The 26,050-nt window shown below is 72.7% G+C and carries 18 protein-coding genes; 14 read left to right on the top strand and 4 right to left on the bottom strand.

The genetic code is table 11. The features are described from left to right. Nucleotides 1-10: 10 nt before the first annotated feature. The 6 genes from mtrA to IF27_RS06640 all read left to right on the top strand — a co-directional run bounded on the left by mtrA (nt 11) and on the right by IF27_RS06640 (nt 7,110). Nucleotides 11-688 (top strand): two-component system response regulator MtrA, encoded by a 678-nt coding sequence (gene mtrA / locus IF27_RS06665; RefSeq protein WP_052848402.1) that lies wholly within the window; start codon nt 11-13, stop codon nt 686-688. Beyond that, nucleotides 688-2,517 carry an MtrAB system histidine kinase MtrB gene (gene mtrB / locus IF27_RS06660; protein WP_110945600.1) on the top strand — a complete coding sequence of 610 codons (1,830 nt, stop codon included), beginning with the start codon at nt 688-690 and terminating at the stop codon, nt 2,515-2,517. The genes mtrA and mtrB overlap by 1 nt, the downstream gene beginning before the upstream one ends. After that, entirely contained in the window at nt 2,507-4,369 is a 1,863-nt protein-coding gene (locus tag IF27_RS06655) for an LpqB family beta-propeller domain-containing protein (protein WP_110945599.1), read from the top strand. Before mtrB ends, IF27_RS06655 begins: the two co-directional genes overlap by 11 nt. Nucleotides 4,370-4,494: 125 nt before the next feature. Next, on the top strand, nt 4,495-5,199 hold the full coding sequence (locus IF27_RS06650; RefSeq protein ID WP_420821981.1) for a ComF family protein: 705 nt from the start codon (nt 4,495-4,497) through the stop codon (nt 5,197-5,199). Between the two features lie 336 nt (nt 5,200-5,535). Continuing rightward, entirely contained in the window at nt 5,536-6,228 is a 693-nt protein-coding gene (gene hpf / locus IF27_RS06645) for a ribosome hibernation-promoting factor, HPF/YfiA family (protein WP_052848400.1), read from the top strand. A 123-nt stretch (nt 6,229-6,351) separates the two neighbouring features. Next, nucleotides 6,352-7,110 (top strand): response regulator, encoded by a 759-nt coding sequence (locus IF27_RS06640; protein WP_052848399.1) that lies wholly within the window; start codon nt 6,352-6,354, stop codon nt 7,108-7,110. A 40-nt stretch (nt 7,111-7,150) separates the two neighbouring features. On the opposite strand, the gene IF27_RS06635 is transcribed toward IF27_RS06640, so the two are convergent. Then, nucleotides 7,151-8,416 (bottom strand): winged helix-turn-helix domain-containing protein, encoded by a 1,266-nt coding sequence (locus tag IF27_RS06635; protein ID WP_110945598.1) that lies wholly within the window; start codon nt 8,414-8,416, stop codon nt 7,151-7,153. A gap of 132 nt (nt 8,417-8,548) precedes the next feature. Here IF27_RS06635 and secA point away from each other — a divergent pair, with 132 nt between their 5' ends. Further along, nucleotides 8,549-11,386 carry a preprotein translocase subunit SecA gene (gene secA, locus IF27_RS06630; RefSeq protein WP_052848397.1) on the top strand — a complete coding sequence of 946 codons (2,838 nt, stop codon included), beginning with the start codon at nt 8,549-8,551 and terminating at the stop codon, nt 11,384-11,386. Between the two features lie 92 nt (nt 11,387-11,478). On the opposite strand, the gene IF27_RS06625 is transcribed toward secA, so the two are convergent. Next, nucleotides 11,479-11,895, bottom strand: coding sequence for an Rv3235 family protein (locus IF27_RS06625; protein WP_052848396.1), 417 nt, complete (start codon nt 11,893-11,895; stop codon nt 11,479-11,481). Nucleotides 11,896-12,086: 191 nt separating this feature from the next. On the opposite strand from IF27_RS06625, the gene IF27_RS06620 reads away from it, so the two are divergent. The 5 genes from IF27_RS06620 to IF27_RS06600 all read left to right on the top strand — a co-directional run bounded on the left by IF27_RS06620 (nt 12,087) and on the right by IF27_RS06600 (nt 20,600). Then, nucleotides 12,087-12,590, top strand: coding sequence for a DUF6912 family protein (locus tag IF27_RS06620; protein ID WP_052848395.1), 504 nt, complete (start codon nt 12,087-12,089; stop codon nt 12,588-12,590). 46 nt (nt 12,591-12,636) lie between these two features. Then, on the top strand, nt 12,637-13,338 hold the full coding sequence (locus tag IF27_RS06615; RefSeq protein WP_052848394.1) for an HAD family hydrolase: 702 nt from the start codon (nt 12,637-12,639) through the stop codon (nt 13,336-13,338). A gap of 240 nt (nt 13,339-13,578) precedes the next feature. Then, nucleotides 13,579-18,546, top strand: coding sequence for an NAD-glutamate dehydrogenase (locus tag IF27_RS06610; RefSeq protein ID WP_052848393.1), 4,968 nt, complete (start codon nt 13,579-13,581; stop codon nt 18,544-18,546). A 70-nt stretch (nt 18,547-18,616) separates the two neighbouring features. After that, nucleotides 18,617-19,420: a polyprenol monophosphomannose synthase gene (locus tag IF27_RS06605; RefSeq protein ID WP_052848392.1), complete on the top strand. Its 804-nt coding sequence runs from the start codon at nt 18,617-18,619 to the stop codon at nt 19,418-19,420. Nucleotides 19,421-19,430: 10 nt separating this feature from the next. Further along, nucleotides 19,431-20,600, top strand: a complete 1,170-nt coding sequence (locus tag IF27_RS06600) for a hypothetical protein (protein WP_052848391.1) — start codon at nt 19,431-19,433, stop codon at nt 20,598-20,600. A gap of 18 nt (nt 20,601-20,618) precedes the next feature. Here the strand turns inward: IF27_RS06600 and IF27_RS06595 are convergent, their stop codons facing one another. Continuing rightward, nucleotides 20,619-21,641: an EamA family transporter gene (locus IF27_RS06595; protein ID WP_052848390.1), complete on the bottom strand. Its 1,023-nt coding sequence runs from the start codon at nt 21,639-21,641 to the stop codon at nt 20,619-20,621. 26 nt (nt 21,642-21,667) lie between these two features. Here IF27_RS06595 and IF27_RS06590 point away from each other — a divergent pair, with 26 nt between their 5' ends. Further along, complete coding sequence (locus IF27_RS06590; RefSeq protein WP_052848389.1) at nt 21,668-22,189, top strand: CGNR zinc finger domain-containing protein; 522 nt, start codon at nt 21,668-21,670, stop codon at nt 22,187-22,189. 688 nt (nt 22,190-22,877) lie between these two features. Then, nucleotides 22,878-24,905 (top strand): HelD family protein, encoded by a 2,028-nt coding sequence (locus IF27_RS06585; protein ID WP_052848388.1) that lies wholly within the window; start codon nt 22,878-22,880, stop codon nt 24,903-24,905. Between the two features lie 173 nt (nt 24,906-25,078). Here the strand turns inward: IF27_RS06585 and galE are convergent, their stop codons facing one another. Continuing rightward, nucleotides 25,079-26,050, bottom strand: a complete 972-nt coding sequence (gene galE / locus IF27_RS06580; RefSeq protein ID WP_052848387.1) for a UDP-glucose 4-epimerase GalE — start codon at nt 26,048-26,050, stop codon at nt 25,079-25,081.

The raw sequence follows: 26,050 nt of genomic DNA, 5'->3' as shown, positions 1-26,050 counted from the left end.
TGATGAAGGTATGAAGGGACGCGTACTCGTCGTCGATGACGACACCGCTCTGGCGGAGATGCTGGGCATCGTGCTGCGCGGGGAGGGCTTCGACCCGTCGTTCGTGGCGGACGGTGACAAGGCGCTGGCCGCGTTCCGTGAGATCAAGCCGGACCTGGTGCTGCTCGACCTGATGCTGCCGGGGCGGGACGGCATCGAGGTGTGCCGGCTGATCCGCGGCGAGTCCGGCGTGCCGATCGTCATGCTCACGGCGAAGAGCGACACGGTGGACGTGGTCGTGGGTCTGGAGTCGGGGGCGGACGACTACATCGTCAAGCCGTTCAAGCCGAAGGAGCTGATCGCCCGGATCAGGGCGCGGCTGCGGCGGTCGGAGGAGCCTGCGCCCGAGCAGCTGGCCATCGGCGACCTGGTGATCGACGTCGCCGGGCACTCCGTGAAGCGGGGCAGCCAGACGATCTCGCTGACGCCGCTGGAGTTCGACCTGCTGGTGGCGCTGGCGCGCAAGCCGTGGCAGGTGTTCACGCGCGAGGTACTGCTCGAACAGGTGTGGGGTTATCGGCATGCGGCGGACACGCGGCTGGTGAACGTCCACGTGCAGCGGCTGCGGTCCAAGGTCGAGCGTGACCCCGAGCGTCCGGAGATCGTCGTGACCGTGCGGGGTGTCGGCTACAAGGCCGGGTCGGGCTGATGCCCACCCGCCTGTGGAGGCACGGGTCCCGGCTGCTGACCGAGGGGGCGGCGACCGGGGCGCAGCCCGCCATCCGGATCTTCGGACGCTGGGCCCGTGGGCCGCTGCTGTCGCTGATGCGGCTGTGGCGGCGCAACATCCAGCTGCGTGTCGTCGCGAGCACGCTGCTGCTGTCGCTGGCCGTCGTGGTGGTGCTGGGCATCGTCGTGATAGGCCAGGTGCGCAACGGGCTGCTGGAGTCGAAGCGGCAGACGGCGCAGAGCCAGGCGGAGGGCGGTTTCTCCGTCGCCCTCGACCTCGCGACGGACGCCGCCGACACCGGGAACGGGCAGCCGGTCGATTCGCGGAACTGGCTCAACTCCATGGTGCTCCAGCTCGCGAGCGGCGGGCAGGGCGTCTACTCCGTGGTCGCGCTCAGCTCCGACCTGTCCAAGCCGTTCCCCGGCGAGTCGGACCTGACGCGCTGGGCGCCGCGCGGCTCGCAGGACGTGCAGCCGACGCAGAGCGTCAGCCGGGAGATGCGGGAGGCGCTCGACCGTGACGCGGCGACGCACCGCCAGTACGGGACCATCGTGCGGCCCGACGGGCAGACCGAGAAGGCTCTGGTCATCGGCCGTCGGCTGGTGGACAACCAGGGGAATCCCTACCAGCTGTACTACCTCTTCCCGTTCGCGCAGGAGGAGAAGTCGCTCAGCCTCGTGACCGGGACGATCGCGACGGCGGGCGTCTTCGTCGTGGCGCTGCTGGGGGCGATCGCGTGGCTCGTGGTGCGGCAGGTCGTCACGCCGGTGCGGATGGCGGCGCGGATCGCGGAGCGGCTGGCGGCGGGGCGGCTCCAGGAGCGGATGAAGGTCAGCGGCGAGGACGACATCGCGCGGCTCGGCGAGTCGTTCAACAAGATGGCGCGCAACCTCCAGCTCAAGATCCAGCAGATGGAGGAGCTGTCACGCATGCAGCGCCGCTTCGTCTCGGACGTCTCGCACGAGCTGCGGACGCCGCTGACGACGGTGCGGATGGCGGCGGACTTCATCCACGAGGCGCGCTCCGAGTTCGACCCGGCCACCGCGCGGTCGGCGGAGCTGCTGCTGAGCCAGCTCGACCGTTTCGAGTCGCTGCTCGCCGACCTGCTGGAGATCTCCCGCTTCGACGCGGGGGCGGCCCAGCTGGAGGCGGAGCCGACCGACCTGCGGGACGTCGTGAAGCGTGTCGTCGAGGGCGCCGAGCCCCTGGCCGACCGCAAGGGCGGACGGCTGCTGGTGCGGGGGGCGTCGCGGCCCGTGGTGGCCGAGGTGGATCCCCGGCGTATCGAACGGGTGCTGCGCAACCTCGTCGTCAACGCCATCGAGCACGGGGAGGGCCGCGACGTGGTGGTCCGCCTGGCGGCGGGCCGGGACGGCCGTGCCGTGGCGGTGGCGGTCCGTGACTACGGGATCGGGCTGCGCACGGGGGATGCGGAGCGGGTGTTCAACCGTTTCTGGCGTGCCGACCCCGCGCGGGCGCGGACGACGGGCGGGACCGGTCTCGGGCTGTCCATCGCGGTGGAGGACGCGCATCTGCACGGCGGGCGGCTGGAGGCGTGGGGCGAGCCGGGCGGTGGGGCGCAGTTCCGGCTGACGCTGCCGCGTACGGCGGGTGATCCGCTGCGGGGTTCGCCGCTGCCACTGGAGCCGCGGGACTCGCGTGCCGGGCTGGAGCGCCGCGCGGCGGGGGGTCTGCCGCAGCAGCAGGTGCCGCAGGAAGCGGCGGCCGTGGCGGTGGCGGACGGGCACGGGGCGGCGGGGGACGCACACAGGAACGACGTGTACGGGGGCGACGGTCATGCGCGCTGAGCGGGAAGGCCGGGGGGCGCGCGTCCGGCGTTGGCGGCGTGGTGCCGCGCTGCTGGCCGTGGGCCTGGTGGCGACGGGATGTGCCTCGCTGCCGGGGAGCGGGCCGGTGCAGCGCGTGGAGACCACGCAGCGGTCGGAGAACGACACGCAGGGGGTCCGCGTCTGGGCGGTGCCGCCGGAGGAGGACGACTCGCCGACGCAGATCGTGCGCGGGTTCCTTGAGGCCATCACGAGTGACGAGCCGGAGTTCGGGACGGCCAAGCAGTATCTGACGCCGGAGCGGCGCGAGCAGTGGGACCCGTTCGGCGGGACCGCCGTGCTGGCCAACGGGCCGCAGGTCGGGCCGGTCGGCGGGGACGCGGAGCAGGCGGACGGGGCGGACGGCGAGGAGACGCAGCGCGTACCACTGAGCGGCACGCGGATGGCGACGGTCAACGAGGCGCACGTGTACACGCCACGGTCGGGGGACTACGAGGCGTCGTTCCAGCTGCGGCGGGTGGACGGGCAGTGGCGGATCGACGGGCTGCCGGACGGGCTGGTCATGGGCGAGGCGGACTTCAGCCGCATCTACCGCTCCGTGAACACGTTCTATTACGCGGATCTGAAGGCGGAGTCGGGCCGGGTGGAGCACGGCGGTGACGTGCTGGTGGCCGACCCGGTCTTCGTCCGCCGCTGGATCGAACCGGTCACCGAGGCGGTCAACGCGCTGCTCGACGGGCCGAGCGAGTGGCTGGACCCGGTCGTCAGCTCGGCGTTCCCCACCGGGGTGCGCATCGCGGGCGACGGGGTGGAGATGGACGACTCGCAGAGCCTGACGCTGCGGCTCGCGGGCGTCCCGGCCGACTGGCCGCCGAGCCGCTGCCGGGAGATGGCGGCGCAGGTGCTGCACACGGTGCAGAACGTGGCCTCGGTCGAGGTGGCGGAGGCGCGGCTGCTCACGGAGTCGGGCGGGCGGCTGTGCCTGGTCACGGACGCGGAGGCCGAGGAGCACGCGCCCGGCCTGCTCGACGGGGACACCGGGCGGCCGTACTTCCTGGACGAGGAGGGGCGCCTCGTCATGGTGACCGACTCGGGCGAGGCGCGGCCCGTGCAGGGCGTGCTCGGCGACGGCGAGGGCGAGAACCCGGGGCTGCGGTCGGTCGCGGTCAGCAGGGACGGGCGGTCCGTCGCGGGGGTCGGGGCGGACGGGACGCAGCTGTACGTGGGGTCGCTCGACTCCGGCGAGGCACCGGCGATGGTCTGGGCCGGGGGCACGCCGGGCGAGGGCGGCGGTCTGGGCGCGCCGAGCTGGGACGGGCTCGGCGACCTGTGGGTGGCCGACCGGGGCGCGGACGAGCCGCGGCTGGTGCGGCTGAACGGCGGGCGCGGCGAGCCCGTGACCGTGCCCGTGGACGGGCTGCGGCCCGGGGAGCGGATCGACTCGCTGCGGGTCGCCGCCGACGGGGTGCGGATCGCCATGCTGATCAGCGGGCGCGACGGTGAGAAGTCGTTGCAGCTCGGGCGGGTCGAGCGGACGGACGGGCCGGACGGCGTCGTCGTGGCGGTCAGCGACCTGCGGCCGGTGGCGCCGCAGCTGGCCGACGTGGCGGCCGTCTCCTGGGCCGGTGGCAGCCGTCTCGTCGTGGTCGGGCGCCCCGAGGACGGCGTCGAGCAGCTGATGTACGTGCGGACCGACGGCTCCACGGCGAACACGCCCTCCGTGCCCGGGCTGAACGACGCGACCGGCGTCGCGGCGGCCGAGGACGGCAGCCAGCCGCTGATCGCCGAGACGGCCGGTGGTATCGCCTGGCTGTCGGACGGGGCGCAGTGGAAGAAGATCGACACGGGAGCGGCGCCGGTCTACCCGGGCTGACCGGCCAACCTCGGCGCGCGCGCTCTCCTCCCGGAAGACTGACAACTTTCGGCGTATGGCCACGGAACGTGACCGTGTGTCACTGTTGGTGCATGGGGAGATTACTGAGGGTCTGGTGGCGGGAGATGACGTCACTGTTCCTGCCCACGCCGTGTCCCGGCTGCGGGGGCGGCTGGGCGGGGCTGTGCGCCGACTGCGCCGACGCGCTGTGGGGCGGCCCGGCCTTCGCGGTGCGCACGGCCGCCGCGCCGCCGGGGCTGCCGGACGTGTACGCCGTCGCGCACTACGCCGACCGGGTGAGGGCCGTGTTGCTCGCCCACAAGGAGCGGGGCGCCCTGATACTCGCGGCGCCGCTCGGGCGCGCCCTGGCCGTCGGCGTTGCCGCGGCGTGCGACGCCGCCGGAGGGCCGGTCGTGCTGGTCCCGGTGCCGTCGGCCAGGGCAGCGGTGGCGCGGCGTGGGCACGACCCGGTGCGGCGTATGGCGTCGGCCGCCGCGGGGCGGCTACGCGCGGAAGGCCGTGCGGTCAGGGTCAGCCCCGCGTTGCGGCAGCGGCGGGGGGTCGCCGATCAGTCCGGGCTGACCGCCGAGCGCAGGGCCGCCAATCTCGCGGACGCGCATCGGGTCCGCCCCGGGCTTCTCGCGCCGGGGGAGCGGGTGGTCCTCGTGGACGACCTCATCACGACCGGCGCTTCTCTCGCCGAGGCGGCGCGTACCGTCCGCGCGGCCGGGGCAGTTGTGTGGGGCGCCGCGGTGGTCGCGGCCCCTTCCGGTGGGGCGGTGGGGACGGCCGGGAAAAAGGAGGTTCGGACTTCCCGGAAACGGGTATAGGGCTGAAACAACAGCAAAACGCGTAAGTCTTTCATAAGGGCGAAGAGGTGGTAAAGCGGATTTCTCCCGTAATTTCGGACAGGAGGGCGAGGATCGACCGGATTCTCGCGCATCCCCTTCGGGTCGCGGATGCTTTCCCCGCGATGCCACCCCGTTTTCCCCACGCGTTCACGGAAAACAGGGGGGATGTTGATCTCGGTCCCGGGGGAGAAGGTGGGGAACACAACCCCGATGCAACGCCGACGGGGGTTCACGGACAGCAGCCCGTCGGCCTCGGTGCACCAATGGAGGTGCGCGCCGCGGACGCGGTCGAGCACCTCCGGGAACGGAGTTTGCGTGGACATCGTCGTCAAGGGCCGCAAGACAGAGGTGCCGGAGCGATTCCGGCGGCACGTCGCCGAGAAGCTCAAGCTGGACAAGATCCAGAAGATCGACGGCAAGGTGACCCGCCTGGACGTGGAAGTGTCCAAGGAGCACAACCCGCGGCAGGCCGACCGTTCCGACCGGGTGGAGATCACGCTGCGGCACCGAGGCCCCGTGGTGCGCGCGGAGGCGTCGGCCGCCGACCCGTACGGCGCCCTCGACCGCGCCGTCGAGAAGCTGGAGTCCCGGCTGCGCAGGCAGCACGACAAGCGCCGCTGCCGGCGCGGACGTGACCGCACCCCGGCGAGCGAGGTCCTCGACGTCGTCCCCGAGGCCGCCGTGCTCACCGGCGACGGCCGTCCCGCCCCGGCCGAGGAGGAGACGGACGTGTCCCCCGTGCACCGCGTCGGTCCGCTCCTCGTCGAGGGCGACGGTCCGCTGGTCGTCCGCGAGAAGACGCACACCGCCGCGCCCATGACGCTCGAACAGGCGCTGTACGAGATGGAACTCGTCGGCCACGACTTCTACCTCTTCGTGGACTCCGCGAGCGGACGTCCCAGCGTCGTCTACCGCAGGCTCGCCTACGACTACGGCGTGATGCACCTGGTCACCGACCTGTCGGACCGTATCCCGCCGCAGGGCGCGGGAGGCTCGCTCGGCGGCTGAGCCCACCCCGCCGTGTCCACGCGGCACCCCCGGCCGATCACCGATCGGCCGGGGGTGCCGCCATGGAATCATGGGGTCGCCGAGTGTGGTGGACACAGGCGGCCGGCAGCAGGGGGAGCAGCGATGGCGGACACTTTCGGACCCAGGATGCCGCGGGGGCGGACCGGCCACGAGGCGGCGCCGTCGGACGCCGCGCCACCCGGGGACGGCGCCCCGGAACCCATCCGCGTCCTCGTCGTGGACGACCACGAACTGTTCCGCCGCGGCCTGGAGATCGTGCTCGCGCACGAGGAGGACATCCGCGTCGTCGGCGAGGCGGGGGACGGCGCGGAAGCCGTCGAGAAGGCGGCCGACCTGCTGCCCGACGTCGTCCTGATGGACGTGCGCATGCCCCGGCGCGGCGGCATCGAGGCGTGCACCGCCATCAAGGAGGTGGCGCCCAGCGCGCGGATCATCATGCTGACCATCAGCGACGAGGAGGCCGACCTCTACGACGCCATCAAGGCGGGTGCCACCGGCTACCTCCTCAAGGAGATCTCCACCGACGAGGTGACGGCGGCCATCCGTGCCGTGGCCGACGGGCAGTCGCAGATCAGCCCGTCGATGGCCGCCAAGCTGCTCACCGAGTTCAAGTCGATGATCCAGCGCACCGACGACCGCCGCCTGCTGCCCGCGCCGAAGCTGACCGACCGCGAGCTTGAGGTCCTCAAGCTCGTCGCCACCGGCAAGAACAACCGCGACATCGCCAAGGACCTGTTCATCAGCGAGAACACGGTGAAGAACCACGTCAGGAACATCCTGGAGAAACTTCAGCTCCACTCCCGCATGGAGGCCGTGGTCTACGCGATGCGGGAGAAGATCCTCGACGTCGGGACGGGCTGACCGGCGCCGCTCGGACCGGCCCCGTTCGGACGGGCGCCGGTCAGACCGGTGTGCGGGCGACCTCGGCGACCAGCGCCCCATGGGCCTCGGCCGGAGTCGTCCGCTCCACGCGGACCTCGCCGCACCCCACCCAGCGCGCCGCCTCCGCCAGCGCCTCCGCCATCGCGGGGGCCGACCTGACGGCCTGGGCCACGCCGCCCTCGAACGCCGCGTGCCGCGCGACGAGGGTGCCGCGCTCGCGCGCCGGGTCCACCCGGCCGAGCAGCTGCCCCCCGGCCAGCAGCGGCATCGAGAAGTAGCCGTAGACGCGCTTGGGGGCGGGCACGTACGCCTCCAGCCGGTGGGTGAAGCCGAAGATCCGCTCGGTGCGCGGCCGGTCCCAGACCAGGGAGTCGAAGGGCGAGAGCAGCGTCGTGCGGTGCCGCCCGCGCGGCGGGCCCGACAGCGCCGCCGGGTCGGCCCAGACGCGGTGCGCGGTGGTGACGCGCCCCGCCGGGGCCCAGTCCGCCACCTCGGCGGCCACGAGGCCGGTCTCCGCGATCACCGACTCGACCTGGGCCAGGGTGAGGCGGTGGTAGTCGGCGAGATCCGCCTGGGTGGCCACGCCCATCGCGGCGCCCGCCCGCGCGACCAAGCGGCGCAGGCACTCGGCGTCGGTCAGGTCGTCGTGCAGGAGATCGCCGGGGATCGCCCGTTCCGGCAGGTCGTAGACGCGCTTCCAGCCGCGGCGGCGGGTGCAGACCACGTCGCCCACCATCAGGGCCCGTTCGACGGCCGACTTGGCCTCGCTCCAGTCCCACCACGGCCCGCCGTTCTTGGCGCCGCCGAGGTCCGTGGCCGTCAGCGGCCCCTCGGCCCGCAACTGGTCGAGCACCTTGGCGTACACCGCGTCCGTCACCTGGCGGTACCAGGACGTGCGGGCGCGGGCGGCGCGCCTGCGGAAGGCGAAGAGCGGCCACTCCTCCATGGGGAGGACACAGGCGGCGTGCGACCAGTACTCGAACGCGAGGTCACCGTTCCAGTACGCCTCCTCGACCGCCGGGCGTCCCACGGCGCCGAGCCGGGCGTAGGGCAGCAGCTCGTGCGACCTGGCGAGGACGGAGATCGTGTCGAGCTGCACGGCCCCGAGGCGCCGCAGCACCCCCGTCACCCCCGCCTTGCGGTCCACCGCCCCCAGGAGACCCTGCGCCCGCAGGGCGATCCGCCGGGCGTCACCGGCGGAGAGTGCCACCGCGCGCGGTCCTGGCGGAGTGCCCCCGGGGGACGCGGGGGAGGACGGGGACGGGTGTGAACGTGCGCCGGTCATGCCAGGGATCGTAGAGCCGACCACTGACACTCCTCCCGGCGCTCGCATACCATGGCCGGTGCGGCGGGGCCACTCGCTGTGTCCGCGCATCCATCCAGGCGCCAGGCCCGACCGGCAAGGAGACCAGCTCCCGTGTCCGTCTTCAACAAGATCATGCGTGCAGGCGAAGGCAAGATCCTGCGCAGACTGCAACGCATCGCCAACCAGGTGAACTCCATTGAAGAGGACTTCCTTGACCTGACCGACGCCGAGCTGCGCGCGCTCACCGACGAGTACAAGCAGCGGTACCTCGACGGCGAGACGCTGGACGACCTCCTGCCCGAGGCGTTCGCGACCGTCCGCGAGGCGGCGAAGCGGGTCCTGGGACAGCGTCCTTACGACGTGCAGCTCATGGGGGGCGCGGCCCTGCACCTCGGCTACGTCGCCGAGATGAAGACCGGCGAGGGCAAGACCCTGGTCGGCACGCTGCCCGCCTACCTGAACGCGCTGTCGGGCAAGGGCGTGCACCTGGTCACCACCAACGACTACCTGGCCCAGCGCGACTCCGAGTGGATGGGCCGTGTGCACCGCTACCTGGGCCTGACGGTCGGCTGCATCACCGCCGGGATGACGCCCGCGAAGCGCCGCGAACAGTACGCCTGCGACCTGACGTACGGGACGAACAACGAGTTCGGCTTCGACTACCTGCGCGACAACATGGCGTGGTCGAAGGAGGAGCTGGTCCAGCGCGAGCACAACTACGCGGTCGTGGACGAGGTGGACTCGATCCTGATCGACGAGGCCAGGACCCCGCTCATCATCTCGGGCCCCGCCGACCAGGCCACCAAGTGGTACGGCGACTTCGCGAAGCTCGTGCAGCGCCTGGAGAAGGGCGAGGCGGCCGTGCCGTCCCGCCAGGTCGTGGAGACCGGCGACTACGACGTGGACGAGAAGAAGCGCACCGTCGCGATCCACGACGCGGGCGTCACCAAGGTCGAGGACTGGCTCGGCATCGACAACCTCTACGAGTCCGTCAACACCCCGCTCGTCGGCTACCTGAACAACGCCATCAAGGCGAAGGAGCTGTACAAGAACGACAAGGACTACGTCGTCCTCGACGGCGAGGTCGTGATCGTGGACGAGCACACCGGCCGCATCCTGGCCGGTCGCCGCTACAACGAGGGCATGCACCAGGCGATCGAGGCGAAGGAAGGGGTGAAGATCAAGGACGAGAACCAGACCCTCGCCAAGATCACCCTTCAGAACTACTTCCGCCTCTACGACAAGCTCTCGGGCATGACCGGTACGGCCATGACCGAGGCCGCCGAGTTCCACCAGATCTACAAGCTGGGCGTCGTGCCGATCCCGACGAACCGCCCGATGGCCCGCAAGGACCAGTCGGACCTGATCTACCGCACCGAGGTCGCGAAGTTCGCCGCCGTGGTCGAGGACATCGCCGAGAAGCACGAGAAGGGCCAGCCGGTGCTGGTCGGCACCACGTCGGTGGAGAAGTCCGAGTACCTCTCCCAGCAGCTGAACAAGCGCGGCGTCCGCCACGAGGTGCTGAACGCGAAGAACCACGAGCGTGAGGCCGCGATCGTCGCGATGGCGGGCCGCAGGGGCGCCGTCACGGTGGCCACCAACATGGCCGGTCGTGGCACCGACATCAAGCTCGGCGGCAACCCCGACGACATCGCCGAGGACGAGCTGCGCGCCAAGGGCCTCGACCCGGTCGAGCACCCAGAGCAGTGGGCCGAGGCGCTGCCCGGCGCGCTGGAGCGTGCAGAGAAGTCCGTCAAGGAGGAGTTCGAGGAGGTCAAGGACCTCGGCGGGCTCTACGTCCTGGGCACGGAGCGGCACGAGTCCCGCCGCATCGACAACCAGCTGCGCGGCCGTTCCGGCCGCCAGGGCGACCCGGGCGAGTCCCGGTTCTACCTGTCGCTGGGCGACGACCTGATGCGGCTGTTCAAGGCCCAGATGGTCGAGCGCGTCATGTCCATCGCCAACGTGCCGGACGAGGTGCCGATCGAGAACAAGATGGTCACCCGCGCCATCGCGTCCGCGCAGGGGCAGGTCGAGCAGCAGAACTTCGAGATCCGCAAGAACGTCCTCAAGTACGACGAGGTCCTGAACCGGCAGCGCGAGGTCATCTACGGCGAGCGTCACCGCGTCCTCGCCGGTGAGGACCTGCGCGAGCAGATCATCTTCTTCGCCGGTGACACGATCGACGCCTACGTGCAGGCCGAGACCGTGGAGGGCTTCGCCGAGGAATGGGACATGGACCGCCTGTGGGGCGCCTTCAAGCAGCTCTACCCCATCGAGATGACGGTGGAGGAGCTGGAGGAGGAGGCCGGAGGCCGGGACGGGCTGACGCCCGAGTTCATCAGCGACTCCGTCAAGGAGGACGTCCAGAAGCGGTACGCCGCGCGGGAGGAGGAGCTGGGCTCCGAGGTCATGCGCGAGCTGGAGCGGCGCGTCGTCCTCTCGGTGCTCGACCGCAAGTGGCGTGAGCACCTGTACGAGATGGACTACCTCCAGGAGGGCATCGGCCTGCGCGCGATGGCGCAGCGCGACCCGGTGGTGGAGTTCCAGCGCGAGGGCTTCGACATGTTCACGGCCATGATGGACGGGATCAAGGAGGAGTCGGTCGGCTACCTGTTCAACCTGGAGGTGCAGGTCGAGCGGCAGGTCGAGCAGGTCCCGGTGCAGGGCGGCGCGGCCGACAAGGAGCAGGCCGCCGCCGAGGCCGGGCAGCGGCCCGTGGCCGCCGGGGCGTCCGGTGGCGGCGCGCCCGCGATCCGCGCCAAGGGCCTGGAGGCGCCCAAGCGCGCCGACCGGCTGCGGTTCTCCGCCCCGACCGTGGACGGCGCCGGTGGCGTCGTGGAGGGCGACTTCGCCGCCGACCAGGCCGCCGAGACCTCGACCGGTGACGGCACGACCCGTGCGGAGCGCCGCAAGGCCCAGAAGGGCGGCCGTCGCCGCAAGAAGTAGCGCTTCGCCCGCACGGCCCTGACGGCCGGTGTCCGGTCCTTCCCCGATCCGCGGGGCGGTCCTGACACCTGCCGTCGCGCCGTCGGGCGGCGTCAGGTGACGGTGTCCAGCTCGACGGCCGAGCACAGCCACCGGCCGGTCGGTGTGTGCTCAAGCCGGAACGCGAGGGCGCGCGTCCTGTCGCCCGAGGTGATCCGCGCGAACGCCTCCATGACCTCGGCCTTCGGGCGGCAGACGCCCACGCCGCGCAGCACGGGCGCCGCGCGCTCGCCGGGCGGCGGACGCAGCGGGGCGTGGGGCGCCAGCCGCACCAGCTCGTCGTACGCGGCCGGGCGCGTGTGGCCGAGGAGGGTGTGCACCGGGCGCAGACCGCTGAGCACCAGCAGCAGCTGATGGGCGAACCAGTCCTGCGGCCGGTGCGCGGCGGCGGGCAGGGGCCGGTGCGGGCGCCGGGAATCCGCCCGGTGCGGCGGCCTGGTGCGCCCCGGCCCCCGGCTGTCTGTCCTCATGATGCGACCAACCCCCGCGTGACGATGCGCCGCTGCGCATAAGCTACCAGTCGGTAACTGTGGCGGATTGTAATCACGTCCTCACTCCCGGGCAAGGCTCGGGTCCGCTGATACAGTGAGCCGCCGCCCGCCGGGCGTGACGGCCGAACTGCCCCACGCGGCAGCGGACGTGGAAAGGTGACCGGTTCCCCGTGCGTGTCTATGTCCCCCTCACGACCACCGGGCTGGCCCGCGTCCTGGACACCGGTGAGGCCGGGCCCGCCCCCCTGGCCGCCTACGCCGTGACCCCCGCCCTGCGGGAGTGGTACGCCACGGGCGACGAGGAGGAGCTGGAGTACGCCGCCCTCGGCCGCGCCGCGCAAGCGTCGCTGCGCCTGCTCGCGGCGGAGCCGGACGTGCCGCGGCGGCGTGTGGTCGTCGCCGCCGACGTGGACGACGGCGCGGTGGAGCCGGCTCCCGGCCGTCCCGCGGACGCCGCCGAGCCGGGACTCGTCCGGCTGGGCGCGCCCGTCCCCCTGCGGCTGCTGGCCGCCGTGCACAGCGACGACGAGGACGCGGCGGCGGACGTCGCGCGCGCCGCCGACGCCGTGGAGGCGGCCGACGCCGGTGACGAGGACGCGCGGTCGGCCGTGGACGGCGCCGCCGACCACGAACTCCTCTGGTACGGGGTGCAGGAGATCGACCGGATCGTGTGACGGTCGCCCATGGCCGCTGTCAGTGGTGGCACGTAATCTCAGGTCCATGGCTGCACCGATCCGTACCGACCGCCGTCCCCACATCGTCTGGGACTGGAACGGCACCCTCCTGCACGACACGGACATCGTCCTCGCCGCGACCAACGCGGCGTTCGGCGAGCTGGGCCTGGCCCCGCTCACGCTGGACGGCTATCGCGACGCCTACACCCTGCCACTGCCCGTCTTCTACGAGCGCCTCCTCGGCCGGGCGCCCACCGCCGAGGAGTGGGAGGTGACGGAGCGTGTCTTCCAGCGCCGGTACCTCGCCCTCGCCGCCGGTGCGGTCCTCGCCGACGGCGCCGCCGAACTGCTGGCCGGTTGGAACGCGGCGGGCCGCACGCAGTCCGTCTGCTCGCTCGCGGCGCACGACCATCTCGTGCCGCTGCTCGGCCGGTATGGCATAGATCACTATTTCCTGCGCGTGGACGGAAACGCCACCGGGCAGCCCGCTCCGGGCAAGGCGGAGCAGATGGCGCGCCACCTCGCGGCGCTCGACGGGGTGCTCGCACAGGACGCCGTGGTGGTCGGCGACGCCACGGACGACGCCGTCGCCGCAGCCCACGCGGGTGCCAAGGCCGTTCTGTACACCGGGGGTTCGCACAGCAGGCGCAGCCTGCTCACCGCCGGGGTGCCTGTCGTGGACACGCTCGCGGAGGCGCTTGAGGTGGCCGAGGAACTGGTCGGACGGCCGCTCGAACAGACCCTCTGATTCTCCTCAACTCCTTCGGCCCCGCCGAGACGGGGGAGATATCTTGGCTCATGTGATCAGCGAGATATCGGCTGCTGCGCCGGAGCGGGGCAGCGTCGCCCCGGCCCGGCACCCGGCGTTCGCCCGAGGTGGCCGTTCCACTGGTCCGCTCAGCCGGGAGCATCCCATCCACGAGATCGAGCGCTGCCCGGTGACCGTTACTCGACGTCACGCAATGGCGCGCGACAGGAGCCAGGGGACATGCACAACAAGCTGGACGAAGCCAAAGCCGAACTACTGGCACAAGCCGCACGGGTAGCCGAGCACGGCGCGGTCGGGGGACCGCCCGGCCACGGTCTCGCCCCGGACACGCTCCGTTCCTACCTCCGGCGTTACTACCTCTTCATCGCCTCGGAGGACGTGGCCGACCGGGACCCGGTCGATCTCTACGGGGCGGCCGTCTCCCACCACCGGCTCGCGGCCGAGCGTCCGCAGGGCACCGCGAACGTCCGTGTCCACACGCCGACCGTCGAGGAGATGGGCTGGGCGTGCAGCCACACGGTCGTCGAGGTCATCACCGACGACATGCCGTTCCTGGTGGACTCCGTCACCAGTGAGCTGTCCCGCCTCGGCTCCGGCATCCACCTCGTCATCCACCCGCAGATGGTCGTCCGCCGTGACATCACCGGCACGCTCCTCGAACTGCTGGACGACTCCGCGGGCGAGCGCCCCGACGACAGCGTCGTCGAGTCCTGGATCCACGTCGAGATCGACCGCGAGACCGACCGCGAGGACCTGGAGCGCATCGAGGCCGGGCTGCGCCGCGTCCTCAGCGACGTCCGCGAGGCCGTCGAGGACTGGCAGAAGATGCGCGGCACGGCGCTGCGCCTCGCCGACGGCCTGACCGACGAGCCGCTGCCCGCCGAGCTGGCCGCGCCCGAGGTCGAGGAGGCGCGTGAGCTGCTGCGCTGGCTGGCCGCCGACCACTTCACGTTCCTCGGCTACCGGGAGTACGACCTCGAGCGCGGGGACGCCGACGGCACGGACGGCGCGGAGGACGACCAGCTGCGCGCCGTGCCGGGCACCGGCCTCGGCATCCTGCGCTCCGACCCGGCGCTCGACTCCGACTCGGCGCACCCGGCCGGGTCCGCCGCGTTCAGCCGCCTCTCGCCGTCGGCCCGCGCCAAGGCACGCGAGCCCCGGCTCCTGATCCTCACCAAGGCCAACAGCCGCGCGACCGTGCACCGCAGGTCGTACCTGGACTACGTCGGCGTCAAGAAGTTCGACGCCGAGGGCCGCGTCGTCGGCGAGCGCCGCTTCCTCGGCCTCTTCTCGGCCGCCGCGTACACCGAGTCGGTCCGGCGCATCCCCGTCGTCAGGCAGCACGTGGCCGAGGTGCTGACCGCCGCCGGGTTCGGCGCCGACAGCCACAGCGGGCGCGACCTGCTCCAGATCCTGGAGACCTACCCGCGCGACGAGCTGTTCCAGACCCCGGTGGAGACGCTGCGCAGCATCGCCACCGCCGTGCTGCACCTGCGCGAGCGCCGCAGGCTGCGGCTCTTCCTGCGCCGCGACGAGTACGGGCGCTACTACTCCGCGCTCGTCTACCTGCCGCGCGACCGGTACACCACCTCCGTCCGCCTGCGGCTGACCGACATCCTCACCGAGGAACTGTCGGGCACCACCGTGGACTTCTCCGTGTGGAACACCGAGTCGGTCCTGTCCCGGCTGCACTTCGTCCTGCGCGTCGAGCCGGGCACCGAGCTGCCGGTGCTCAGCGACGCCGACACGGACCGCATCGAGGCGCGGCTCGCCGAGGCGTCCCGCTCCTGGGCCGACGCCTTCACCGAGGCGCTGCTCGCGGAGTGCGGCGAGGAGCGCGCGGCCGAGCTGGGCCGCCGCTTCGCGCACGCCTTCCCCGAGGGCTACAAGGCCGACTTCTCGCCCCGCGCGGCCGTCGCCGACCTCCAGTACGTGACGGGCCTGCGCCCCGGCGGCGAGGAGGACTTCGCCGTCAGCCTCTACGAGCAGGTGGGCGCCGCCCCGGGCGAGCGCCGCTTCAAGATCTACCGGACCGGCGCGCCGTTCTCCCTCTCCGCGGTCCTGCCGGTGCTCCAGGCGCTGGGCGCCGAGGTCGTGGACGAGCGGCCGTACGAGCTGCGGCTCGGCGACGGCACCACCGCCTGGATCTACGACTTCGGGCTGCGCTTCCCGCAGCCCCTGGCCGACGGCCTGGTCGGGGACGCGCGCGAGCGGTTCCAGGAGGCGTTCGCCGCCGCGTGGACCAACGCCGCCGAGAACGACGGCTTCAACGCGCTGGTCCTCTCCGCCGGGCTGACGTGGCGCGAGGCGATGGTGCTGCGCTCGTACGCCAAGTACCTGTGGCAGGCGGGCGCGCGCTTCACGCAGGGCGCCATGGAGGCGACGCTGCGGCGCAACTCCCACACGACCCGGCTGCTCGTCAACCTGTTCGAGGCGCGGCTCTCGCCGCAGCGCCAGACCGCCGGGCGCGAGCTGACGGACGGGCTGCTCGAAGAGCTGGACGGCGCGCTCGAACAGGTCTCCAACCTGGACGAGGACCGCATCCTGCGGGCGTTCCTCAACGTCATCAAGGCCACCCTGCGCGTCAACTACTTCCAGGACGCCGGCGCGGGCACGGGCGGCCGGGGCGGGGACGCGCGCGCGCCGCACACCTACCTGTCGGTGAAGCTCGACCCCAAGGGCATCCCCGACCTGCCGGAGCCGCGCCCCGCGTACGAGATCTGGGTCTACTCGCCGCGCGTCGAGGGCGTGCACCTGCGTTTCGGCAAGGTCGCGCGCGGCGGCCTGCGCTGGTCGGACCGGCGGGAGGACTTCCGCACCGAGATCCTGGGCCTGGTGAAGGCGCAGGAGGTCAAGAACACGGTCATCGTGCCGGTCGGCGCGAAGGGCGGCTTCGTCGGCAAGCGGCTGCCCGACCCGGCGGCCGACCGTGACGCGTGGCTGGCCGAGGGCATCGCCTGCTACCGCACCTTCATCTCGGGCCTGCTCGACATCACCGACAACCTGGTGGACGGCCAGGTCGTGCCGCCCGCCGACGTCGTCCGGCACGACGGCGACGACACGTACCTCGTCGTCGCCGCCGACAAGGGCACCGCGACGTTCTCCGACATCGCCAACGAGGTCGCCCAGGCGTACGGCTTCTGGCTCGGCGACGCGTTCGCCTCCGGCGGCTCGGCCGGATACGACCACAAGGGCATGGGCATCACCGCCCGCGGTGCCTGGGAGTCGGTCAAGCGGCACTTCCGCGAGCTGGACCACGACACGCAGACGCGGGACTTCACGGTCGCCGGTATCGGAGACATGTCGGGCGACGTCTTCGGCAACGGGATGCTGCTGTCCGAGCACATCCGGCTGGTCGCCGCCTTCGACCACCGGCACATCTTCCTCGACCCCGACCCGGACGCCGCCGTCTCCTACGCGGAGCGCCGCCGCCTCTTCGCGCTGCCGCGCTCCTCGTGGGCCGACTACGACACGTCGCTCCTGTCCAAGGGCGGCGGCATCCACCCGAGAACGGCCAAGTCGATCCCGCTGACGCCGCAGGTCAGGGCCGCCCTCGGCCTCGGCTCAGGGGTGGGCGCCATGACCCCGGCCGAGCTGATGCAGGCCATCCTGCGGGCGCCGGTCGATCTGCTGTGGAACGGCGGCATCGGCACGTACGTGAAGTCGTCCGCCGAGTCGCACGCGGACGTCGGCGACAAGGCCAACGACGCCATCCGCGTCAACGGCCGCGACATCCGCGCCAAGGTGATCGGCGAGGGCGGCAACCTCGGCCTCACGCAGCGGGGCCGCATCGAGTACGCCGCGGCCGGTGGCCGGTGCAACACCGACGCGATCGACAACAGCGCCGGTGTGGACACCTCGGACCACGAGGTGAACATCAAGATCCTCCTCAACGCGGTCGTGGCCAACGGCGACCTGACCCTCAAGCAGCGCAACGCCCTGCTGGCCGAGATGACCGACGAGGTCGCCGCGCTCGTCCTGCGCAACAACTACGCGCAGAACGTGGCCCTCGCCAACAGCGGGACGACCGCGTCAGGGCTCGTCCTCGCGCACCAGCGGCTGGTCAGGCGCCTGTCCGAGGAGGGCAAGCTCGACCGTGACCTGGAGTTCCTGCCCTCGGACGACGAGTTCCGCGAGCACCGCGCGGCCGGTGCGGGGCTGACGCAGCCTGAGCTGTCCGTGCTGCTGGCCTACGCCAAGCTGACGGTCACCGCCGAGCTGCTGGGCACCGAGCTGCCCGACGACCCGTACGTGGGGCGCCTCCTCCAGGCGTACTTCCCGACGGCGCTGCGCGAGCGGTTCCCCGAGCAGATCGAGGCGCACGCGCTGCGCCGCGAGATCGTGACCACGATGCTGGTCAACGACACGGTCAACGCGGGCGGCGCCTCCTTCCTGCACCGCATGCAGGAGGAGTCGGGCGCCTCCACGGAGGAGATCGTCCGCGCCCACACCGCGTCCCGGGCCATCTTCCGGCTGGCCGACATCTGGGACACCGCCGAGGGGCTGGACAACGAGGTCACGGCCGCCGTGCTCACCCGCATCCGGCTGCACGCCAGGCGGCTGGTGGAGCGCGGCGCCCGCTGGCTGCTCAACAACCGGCCGCAGCCGCTCGCCCTCGCGGACACCATCCAGCTGTTCGCCGAGCGCGTCGCGCAGGTCAGGCAGGAGCTGCCCAAGCTGCTGCGCGGCAAGGACCTGGAGACGCACGACGCGCTGCACGACGAGCTGATCGGCGCGGGCGTCCCCGAGGAACTGGCGCTCAAGGTCGCGGGCCTGTCCGCCGCCTTCCCGGCGCTGGACATCGTGGCCGTCGCCGACCGTACGGGCCGGGAGCTGATGGACGTCGCGCAGGTGTACTACCACCTGAGCGACCAGCTCGGCATCACGCGGCTCCAGGACGGCGTCAGCGCCCTGCCGCGCGCCGACCGGTGGCAGTCGATGGCCCGCACGGCGATCCGTGAGGACCTCTACGCGGCCCACCAGCTGATCACCGCGGACGTCCTCGCCGAGGGCGACCCGCAGGCGGCGCCCGACGAGCGGTTCACGGCCTGGGCACAGCGGAACGCGGCGATCCTCAGCCGGGCCCGCTCCACCCTGGGCGAGATCCAGGAGTCGGAGAGCTTCGACCTGGCGAATCTGTCGGTGGCCATGCGGACCATGCGCACCATGCTGCGCAGCAACCGCTGACCTGGTCCCGCCATGGCAGCACCTAGGATGACGGGCGGATCACTGCCTCATCCGTGACGGGAGCGCTGCCATGGCGGGAGTCGGCCCGGCCTGTGCCGAAACGGCCGTGACGGTGGTGATGCCCACCTACAACGAGGCGGACAGCCTGCCGGTCACGGCCGCGCGCCTGCTCGCCCTGCCGCTCCCGGGGCTGCGGCTGCTCGTCGTGGACGACGCGAGCCCCGACGGCACGGGCGAGCTGGCCGACGGGCTCGCCGCCCGCCATCCGGGCCGCGTGTCCGTCCTCCACCGCACGGCGAAGGACGGCCTGGGGCGCGCGTACGTCGCGGGCATGACGCGCGCGGTGGACGAGGGCGCGGCGTACGTCCTCCAGATGGACGCGGACGGCAGCCACGGCACGGAGTACGTGCCGCAGCTCGTCGGCACGGCGCTGGCGACCGGCGCGGGGCTCGTCGTCGGCAGCCGCTACGTCCCGGGCGGCCGGGTGGCCGAGGAGTGGGCGCCGCACCGCAGGCTGCTCTCCCGCTGGGCCAACCGGTACGTGGGCGCCGTCCTGCGCACCGGGCTGCGGGACGCGACCGCCGGGTTCGTCCTGTGGCGCGCCGACGTCGTGCGCGCCCTCGGCCTTGAGCAGACGCGCAGCAACGGCTACAGCTTCCAGGTCGAGCTGAAGCACGCCGCCGTGCGCGCCGGGCACGCGGCGGTGGAGATCCCGATCCGCTTCGAGGAGCGGCGGCAGGGCGCGTCGAAGATGTCGGCCCGCGTGCAGTTCGAGGCCGCGCTGCTGCCCTGGCGGCTGCTGCTCGGCGACCTGACGGGCCGCCGTCGCGCGCCCGCCGAGCCGCCGTCGGCCGTCACGTCGCGGACCCGGTGACGGCGGCGCCATGGCCCTGCTGACCGGTATACGGGACATACACGCCCCGGCCGCCGCCCGTACGTCCCCGACGCTGCGGGCCGCCGCCCCCGCCCTGCTGCTCTACGCGGCGGTGCGCCTGACCGGGCTGCTGATCCTGGCCTGCTGGGCGGCCGTCGAGGACAAGAGCCCGCACACGCTGCTGAGCGACCGCTGGGACTCCGTCTGGTACGCGCGCGTCGCCGAGAACGGCTACGGCTACGAGATCCGGCTCCCGGACGGCGACCTCCACTCCGACCTGGCGTTCTTCCCGCTCCTCCCCGCGCTGGAGCGCGCGCTGGCCGCCGTCACGCCGCTGTCCGTGAACGACGCGGGGCTCCTGATCGGCTGGGCCGCCTCGCTGGCCGCGGCCTGGGGGATCTGGGCCGTCGCCCGGCTGGTCTCGGGGCGCGGCGCGGTCGGCGTCGTCCTCGCCGGGCTGTGGGGCGCGTACCCGACCGCGTTCGTGCAGTCGATGGCGTACACCGAGGCGCTGTTCACGGCGCTGGCGGCGTGGGCCCTGTACGCGCTGCTGACCGGCCGGTGGGTGACGGCGGGCGCGCTGGCCGTCGCCGCGGGGCTGACGCGCCCCTCCGGCGCCGCGGTGGTCGCGGCGGTGTGGGTGTCGGCTGCTGTCGCGCTGCTGGGGGCGCGGCGCGGGGGGCGTCCGCTCCCGGTGCGTCCGCTGCTGGGCGCGCTGCTGGCGCCGCTCGGCTGGTTCGGCTACGTGCTGTACGTCGGGGTGCGCGAGGGCGGACCGTTCGGCTACTTCGACGTGCAGGCGGGGTGGGGCAACGGGTTCGACGGCGGGCTGGCGCTGGCCGGTTTCGTCCTGGACAACCTGACGTCGAACGTCGTCGGCGGCCTCGGGCTGATCGCCGCGCTGGCCCTCGTCGGCTGGCTGGTCGTGCTGGGCGTACGGCAGGGGCAGCCGCTGCCGTTGCTGGTGTTCACGGTGGTGATGGTGGCGACGTCGTTGGTGGGCTCGGGCTACTTCGGGTCGCGGCCCCGGCTGATGATGCCCGCGTTCGGCCTGCTGCTCCCGGCCGCGGTGGCGGTGCTGCGGCTGCGGCGGGCGCGTGCGGCGCTGGTGCTCGCGGGGGCGGCGCTGGCGTCGGGGGCGTACGGGGCGTTCACGCTGCTCGGGTCGGGCCCGCCGTGAGCGGTGCGTCCTGGGCGGTCACACCGGGACGTGCTTGACGATCCGGCCGTCGAGCAGCACCACGAGGCAGCCGCCAGGGCTGACGCAGTACTCCGTCTCGCCCGCCGACGTGGTGTGCCGGGAGCGCAGCGTCCACGTGCCGCCGCCCGGCCGCAGGCACACGGGGCACAGCCCGCCGGTGCCGGTGCGTGAGGACGCGACGGGCGCGGCGTGCCGTACGGGCCGTGTCTGCCCCACGGACCAGGCACCCGCCACCACCACGAGCCCCACGGCGCAGAGCTGCCGCGCGGACAACTCCTCGTCCAGGAACAGGAATCCGACGCCCGCGCCGACCGCAGGGGTCAGCGCCAGCAGCACGCCGAAGACGCGCGGGCCGATCCTGCGCAGCGCCGCCATGTCGAGCGAGTAGGGGATGAGCGAGGACAGCAGCGCGACGGCGAGGCCGGGCAGGAGCACGGACGGGTGGGCGGCGACGGCGGCGCCGCTCGTCACGGCGGCGAACGGCGCGACGACGACGGCGCCCACGGCCAGTGCCACGGCCAGGCCCGTCCAGTCGTCGAACAGCCGCCCCACGCGCCCGTTCAGCACCACGTAGCCCGCCCGGCAGACCGCCGCCGTCGCGCCGAGCGCCAGCCCGGCGGCGGGCAGCGCGCCGCCCGGGGCGGTGAGCAGCAGGACGCCCGCGAGGGCGAGCAGGGCGGCGGCGAGATGCGCCGGCCTGCGGGACAGGGCGACGGCGAGGGCGAGCGGGCCGAGGAGTTCGAGGGTGGCGGCGACGCCGAGCGGCAGGTGGCCGATCGCGGAGAAGTAGGCCATGTTCATGACGCCGATCACCACGCCGAGCGCGAGCGCCGCGCGCCACTGCCGGGCGGTCAGGCGCCGCAGGCGGGGACGTACCAGGGCGCACAGGACGAGGGCGGCGAAGACCAGCCGCATCCCGGCGAGCGCGGCGGGACCGGCGTCGTCGTACGTCGCCTTCGCGACGGCCGAGCCGAGCTGCATGCTGACGATCTGGCCGAGGACGAGAAGGGCTGGAGCCATGCCGTCCAGCGTGGTGTCATGGGCTTGTGCAGTTCAACCATTACGGCGGCCAGGCCGCCGCCCTCGCCGCCGCGCTCGTCAACCTGCCCGCGCCCCCGGAGCCCGCCGCGCTCGAACCGCTCCTCGCCGCGCACGAGATCCTGCGCCGCGACCTGACGCCGGGCCAGGCCGACGAGTTGTGGACGTGGAGCCGCCGCCTCGGCCGCTGCTTCGGCGACCAGGACCTCGCGGAGCGCGTGGCGTCGGTCAACGCGCTGCTCGCCGACGCGTCCAGCAGCCCCCGCATCACGACGCACGACGGCCACGCGCCGCACCTCCACTACAGCGCCCCGGGCGCCGACCCTGCGGCGCACATCCGCGCCGTGACGGCGGCTGGCCTCGCGTTCGTCATCTGCCACGCGGCGCCGCACCGCCTCGGCCGCTGCGCGCGCTGCGACCGCGCGTACGTGGACACGTCGCGCAACGGCCGCCGCGCGTACTGCACGGTCCGCTGCGCGAACAACGACGCGGTGGCCCGCCACCGGAGCGCGAGGACGGCGCGTGCGTGACCGGCCGCCGCCGCCGAGGCGTCGGCTAGTCCCGCCCCGGGTAATGCCGTTCATGGTCCTCACCCGCACGCGGCCGGAAGTCGGAGAGAGAGGGGGCGTCGTCTCTCCGCGGGCGTTCTTCTCGGTGAACCACACCTTTGCCGCGCGCGGCGCGGATTGATCGCGGCGCTGTGGAACAGCCTGACGAGCTGGGCCGTCAAAGGGGGACGCTTGGGCAAGCCGGAAAGGGCCATGGGGCCACACGTCATACCCGGATGAATGATATCGGGCGAGCGGGTGTTTTCGTGGTGCCGCAGAGAAAGGGACGTGGCGCGCGAGAACTGGAGAAAGGGCAGGTCACCGAGCGATCCGTACTCCGGGAATTCGCCCGGGATCGAGGTGTCATCTGCTGGCTGCCGAGCTGCTGCCTGGACACTTCCGAGGAAGAGGCCCGTTCCTCTGCGCCATGAATTTCACGGTGGCAGCAGCTCGCCGGTACATGGGTGCGGCGGTCGCATTCGACCCCTGCTGTCGGCGAACCCGGTCGTCAGCCGTCATGGATTCGGCCGTGAGGCCATGATGCCGCAGGTAAGTCAAGACTTACCTTCGCGGGAATGTGACCGTATGGTGTGGCTCGAATCGAAGGAGCCCCCTGTTGTCGAAAACCAATGATCCCGTTGTGCGCGCGGTTGCATCGGAGCGGGATTATGTGTCCTCCCTGTACGGGTTGCTCGCCGAGCGGCTTTCCGAGGCGCGAGTCCACCGGGCGAGTGTGCTGAAGGCGCCGGCGGAAAGCGCCGGTGAGGCATACGAGAGAGAAATCGCCGCCGAGCGTCTGGCCAAGGAGATCGGCCGGCTGGAGGGCGCCGAAAGGGGACTGGTCTTCGGGCGCATCGACTGGACGGACGGCACGGCCCTGCGCATCGGGCGGATCGGACTGCACACGGAGGAGGACGACCTGCCCCTGCTCGTGGACTGGCGCGCGAACGCGGCGCGGCCCTTCTACGAGGCGACACCGGTCCACCCGATGGGCCTGCGGCGGCGTCGGCACCTGCGCCTCGACGAGCGCACGGTCGTCTCGGTGAGCGACGAACTGCTGGACGGGACCGCCCCGACCGACGAGGACGTCGTGGGGGACGGCCCGTTGACCGAGGCCCTGTCGGCACGGCGTACGGGCAGGATGCACGCGGCCGTCGCGACGCTGCAGGCCGAGCAGGACGAGATCGTCCGCTCCGCGCACCGCGGGGTGACCGTGGTGCAGGGCGGGCCGGGCACCGGCAAGACGGTGGTCGCCCTGCACCGGGCGGCCTATGTCCTGTACGCGTTCCCGCGCGCCGCGGAGGAAGGCGTCCTCGTGGTGGGCCCGAACACCCGGTTCCTCGACTACATCTCCCAGGTCCTTCCCTCGCTCGGTGAGAACGACGTCGTCCTGGCGACCTGCCGGGAACTGGCCGGAGTGTCCACGGACGCGGTGGACCCGTTCGACACGGCGCGTCTCAAGGGCAGTTCCGACCTCGCCGAGGCCTTGGCCGACCTGCTGCGCGCGCACCAGGCCCCCGCCGGTGACTTCACCGTGCGGGTCGGACGAGACCTGGTCCACCTGTCCGGCGAGGAGGTCGCCACGGCACGCGACGCCGCGGTGGCGGCCGTACCGGGGCACAACCCCGCGCGCCAGGTGTTCAAGGAACTCCTGCTCGACGCCGTCACCGACGCGATGCAACGGGACATGGGCGACCTTCTGGAGCAGATCGACGCCGATGCCGCCAGCATGACGGGCCTGGACCTCGACCGGTTCACGGGAGCCGCCCAGCGCCGCGCCGAAGGCGCGGCCGACCCGGGTCCGGCGCACGAACTGGACCTGGACGCCATCCGGACGGATCTCCTCGACGACGCCGGCGTTGACCGAGCGGTCGAGGTCCTGTGGCCGCGGCTGGTACCCGGTGACCTCGTGAGAGCGCTCCTGACGGACACCGGCGCTCTCGCCGAGCGCCTGCCCCGATCGACGGCGGAGGAGCGGTCCCTCCTGCTGCGCGGCCCGGACGCCCCGTGGACCGATGCCGATGTGCCGTTGCTGGACGAGGCGGCGAGCCTGATCGACGGCCCGCCGGAGCGGACGTACGGGCACGTCGTCGTAGACGAGGCGCAGGAACTGACCGCCATGCAGTGGCGGATGATCGTCCGCCGCTGCCCGGCAAGGGCGATGACGCTGGTGGGTGACTTCGCCCAGGCAGGCCCGGTCGCGGCGGCCCGCGACTGGAAGGAAGCGCTGAGCCCGCACGTCGGACCGCGGTTCAAGCTGCACAGCCTGACCGTCAGCTACCGCACCACGCAGGAGATCCTGGAGAGCGTCCGGGACCTGCTCGCGCGGATCGCTCCTGACCAGAAGCCGACGCGGTCACTGCGAAGCGGCGAGAGCCCCCGCACCGTGACCACGCCTCCGGACGGGTTGGTCACCGCCGTCGTCCAGGAGCTCCGAGCCCAGAGCACCGCGCACCCGGGCGAGCTTCTGGGAGTGATCTGCGCGGACACCAGGGTGAGCGAGCTGACGGCCCAGGGCATCGCCCACCACGCACGCGTCGTGCCCGCGTCCGAGGCGCGCGGCCTGGAGTTCGACGGGGTCGTCGTCATGAACCCCGAGGAGATCGTCACGGCCCGCCCCGGTGGGGAAAGGGACTTGTACGTGGCCCTGACCCGGGCCACCAAGCGCCTGTGCACCATCGCCGTCCGGTCCGCCTGACGATCTCGGGGATGTCCGGGGCGGGGCATTGCGGAAGATCACCGCATGCTGCTCGTCCTGCGGCGAGCGGCGGTCGGCGGTCGGCCGCCCGGGAGCCGGGGGGCGCCCGATCACCTCCGGGAGCGGATCATCCGCTTTCTCACCCGGCCGAACGGCCCGGCCCCCCCGCAAGGTCACGCCGTGTGGTGCAGCCAGCCCGCCCAGGACGAGGTGATCATGCTGTCCAGGTCGCGGTGGGCCGTCCAGCCGAGCTGTTTGGTGGCGAGGTCGGGGGAGGCCACGACGTGGGCCGGGTCGCCGGGGCGGCGCGGGGCCGTGGTGGGGCGCAGGTGCGTGGTGCAGGTGAGCGCGGAGATGTGGCCGACCATCTCGCGCACCGAGACGCCACGCCCGCGCCCGATGTTGAGTGTCAGGTGCTCGGGCCCGGCCTGCTCGGCGAGGGTGCGGACGGTCGCGACGTGCGCGTCGGCCAGGTCCTCGACGTGCACCCAGTCGCGGACGCAGGTGCCGTCCCGCGTCGGGTAGTCGTCGCCGAAGATCTGCGGCGGCAGCCCGGCGGCGAGGAGGTCGAACGTCATCGGGACGAGCGTGGAGGTGCCCCGGTCGGCGAGCGCGGGGAGGGCGGCGCCCGCCACGTTGAAGTAGCGCAGGCACGCGGTCGCCATGCCGTGCGCGCGGCCGACGTCACGCACCAGCCACTCCCCGGCGAGCTTCGTCTCGCCGTACGGGCTGAGCGGGCGGCAGGGCGTGTCCTCCGTCACCAGGTCGGTGTACGGGGAGCCGTAGACGGCGGCGGACGAGGAGAGCACGAAGCGGCCGACGCGGGCGCCGCGCGCCGCCTCCAGCAGGATCTGGAGGCCGTGCAGGTTCTCGCGGTAGTAGCGCAGCGGCTGGCGGACGGACTCGGCGGCGTCCTTGCGCGCGGCCAGGTGGATCACCGTGTGCACGCGGTGGTCGGCGATGGTCCGGTCGAGGACGCCCCGGTCGAGGATCGAGCCCTGCACGAGCGGCACGCCGTCCGGCAGGCGCGTGGCGTCGCCCGCCGACAGGTCGTCGTACGCCACGACCCGTTCGCCCGCCAGGGCCAGCGCGCGCACCACGTGGGCGCCGATGTATCCGGCGCCGCCGGTGATCAGGAAGGACAT

Source organism: Streptomyces avicenniae (genome assembly GCF_000719135.1).
Lineage (GTDB): Bacteria > Actinomycetota > Actinomycetes > Streptomycetales > Streptomycetaceae > Streptomyces > Streptomyces avicenniae.
Note: the sequence above shows the minus strand (reverse complement) of the source record. Positions and strands in the feature narration are given on the sequence as shown.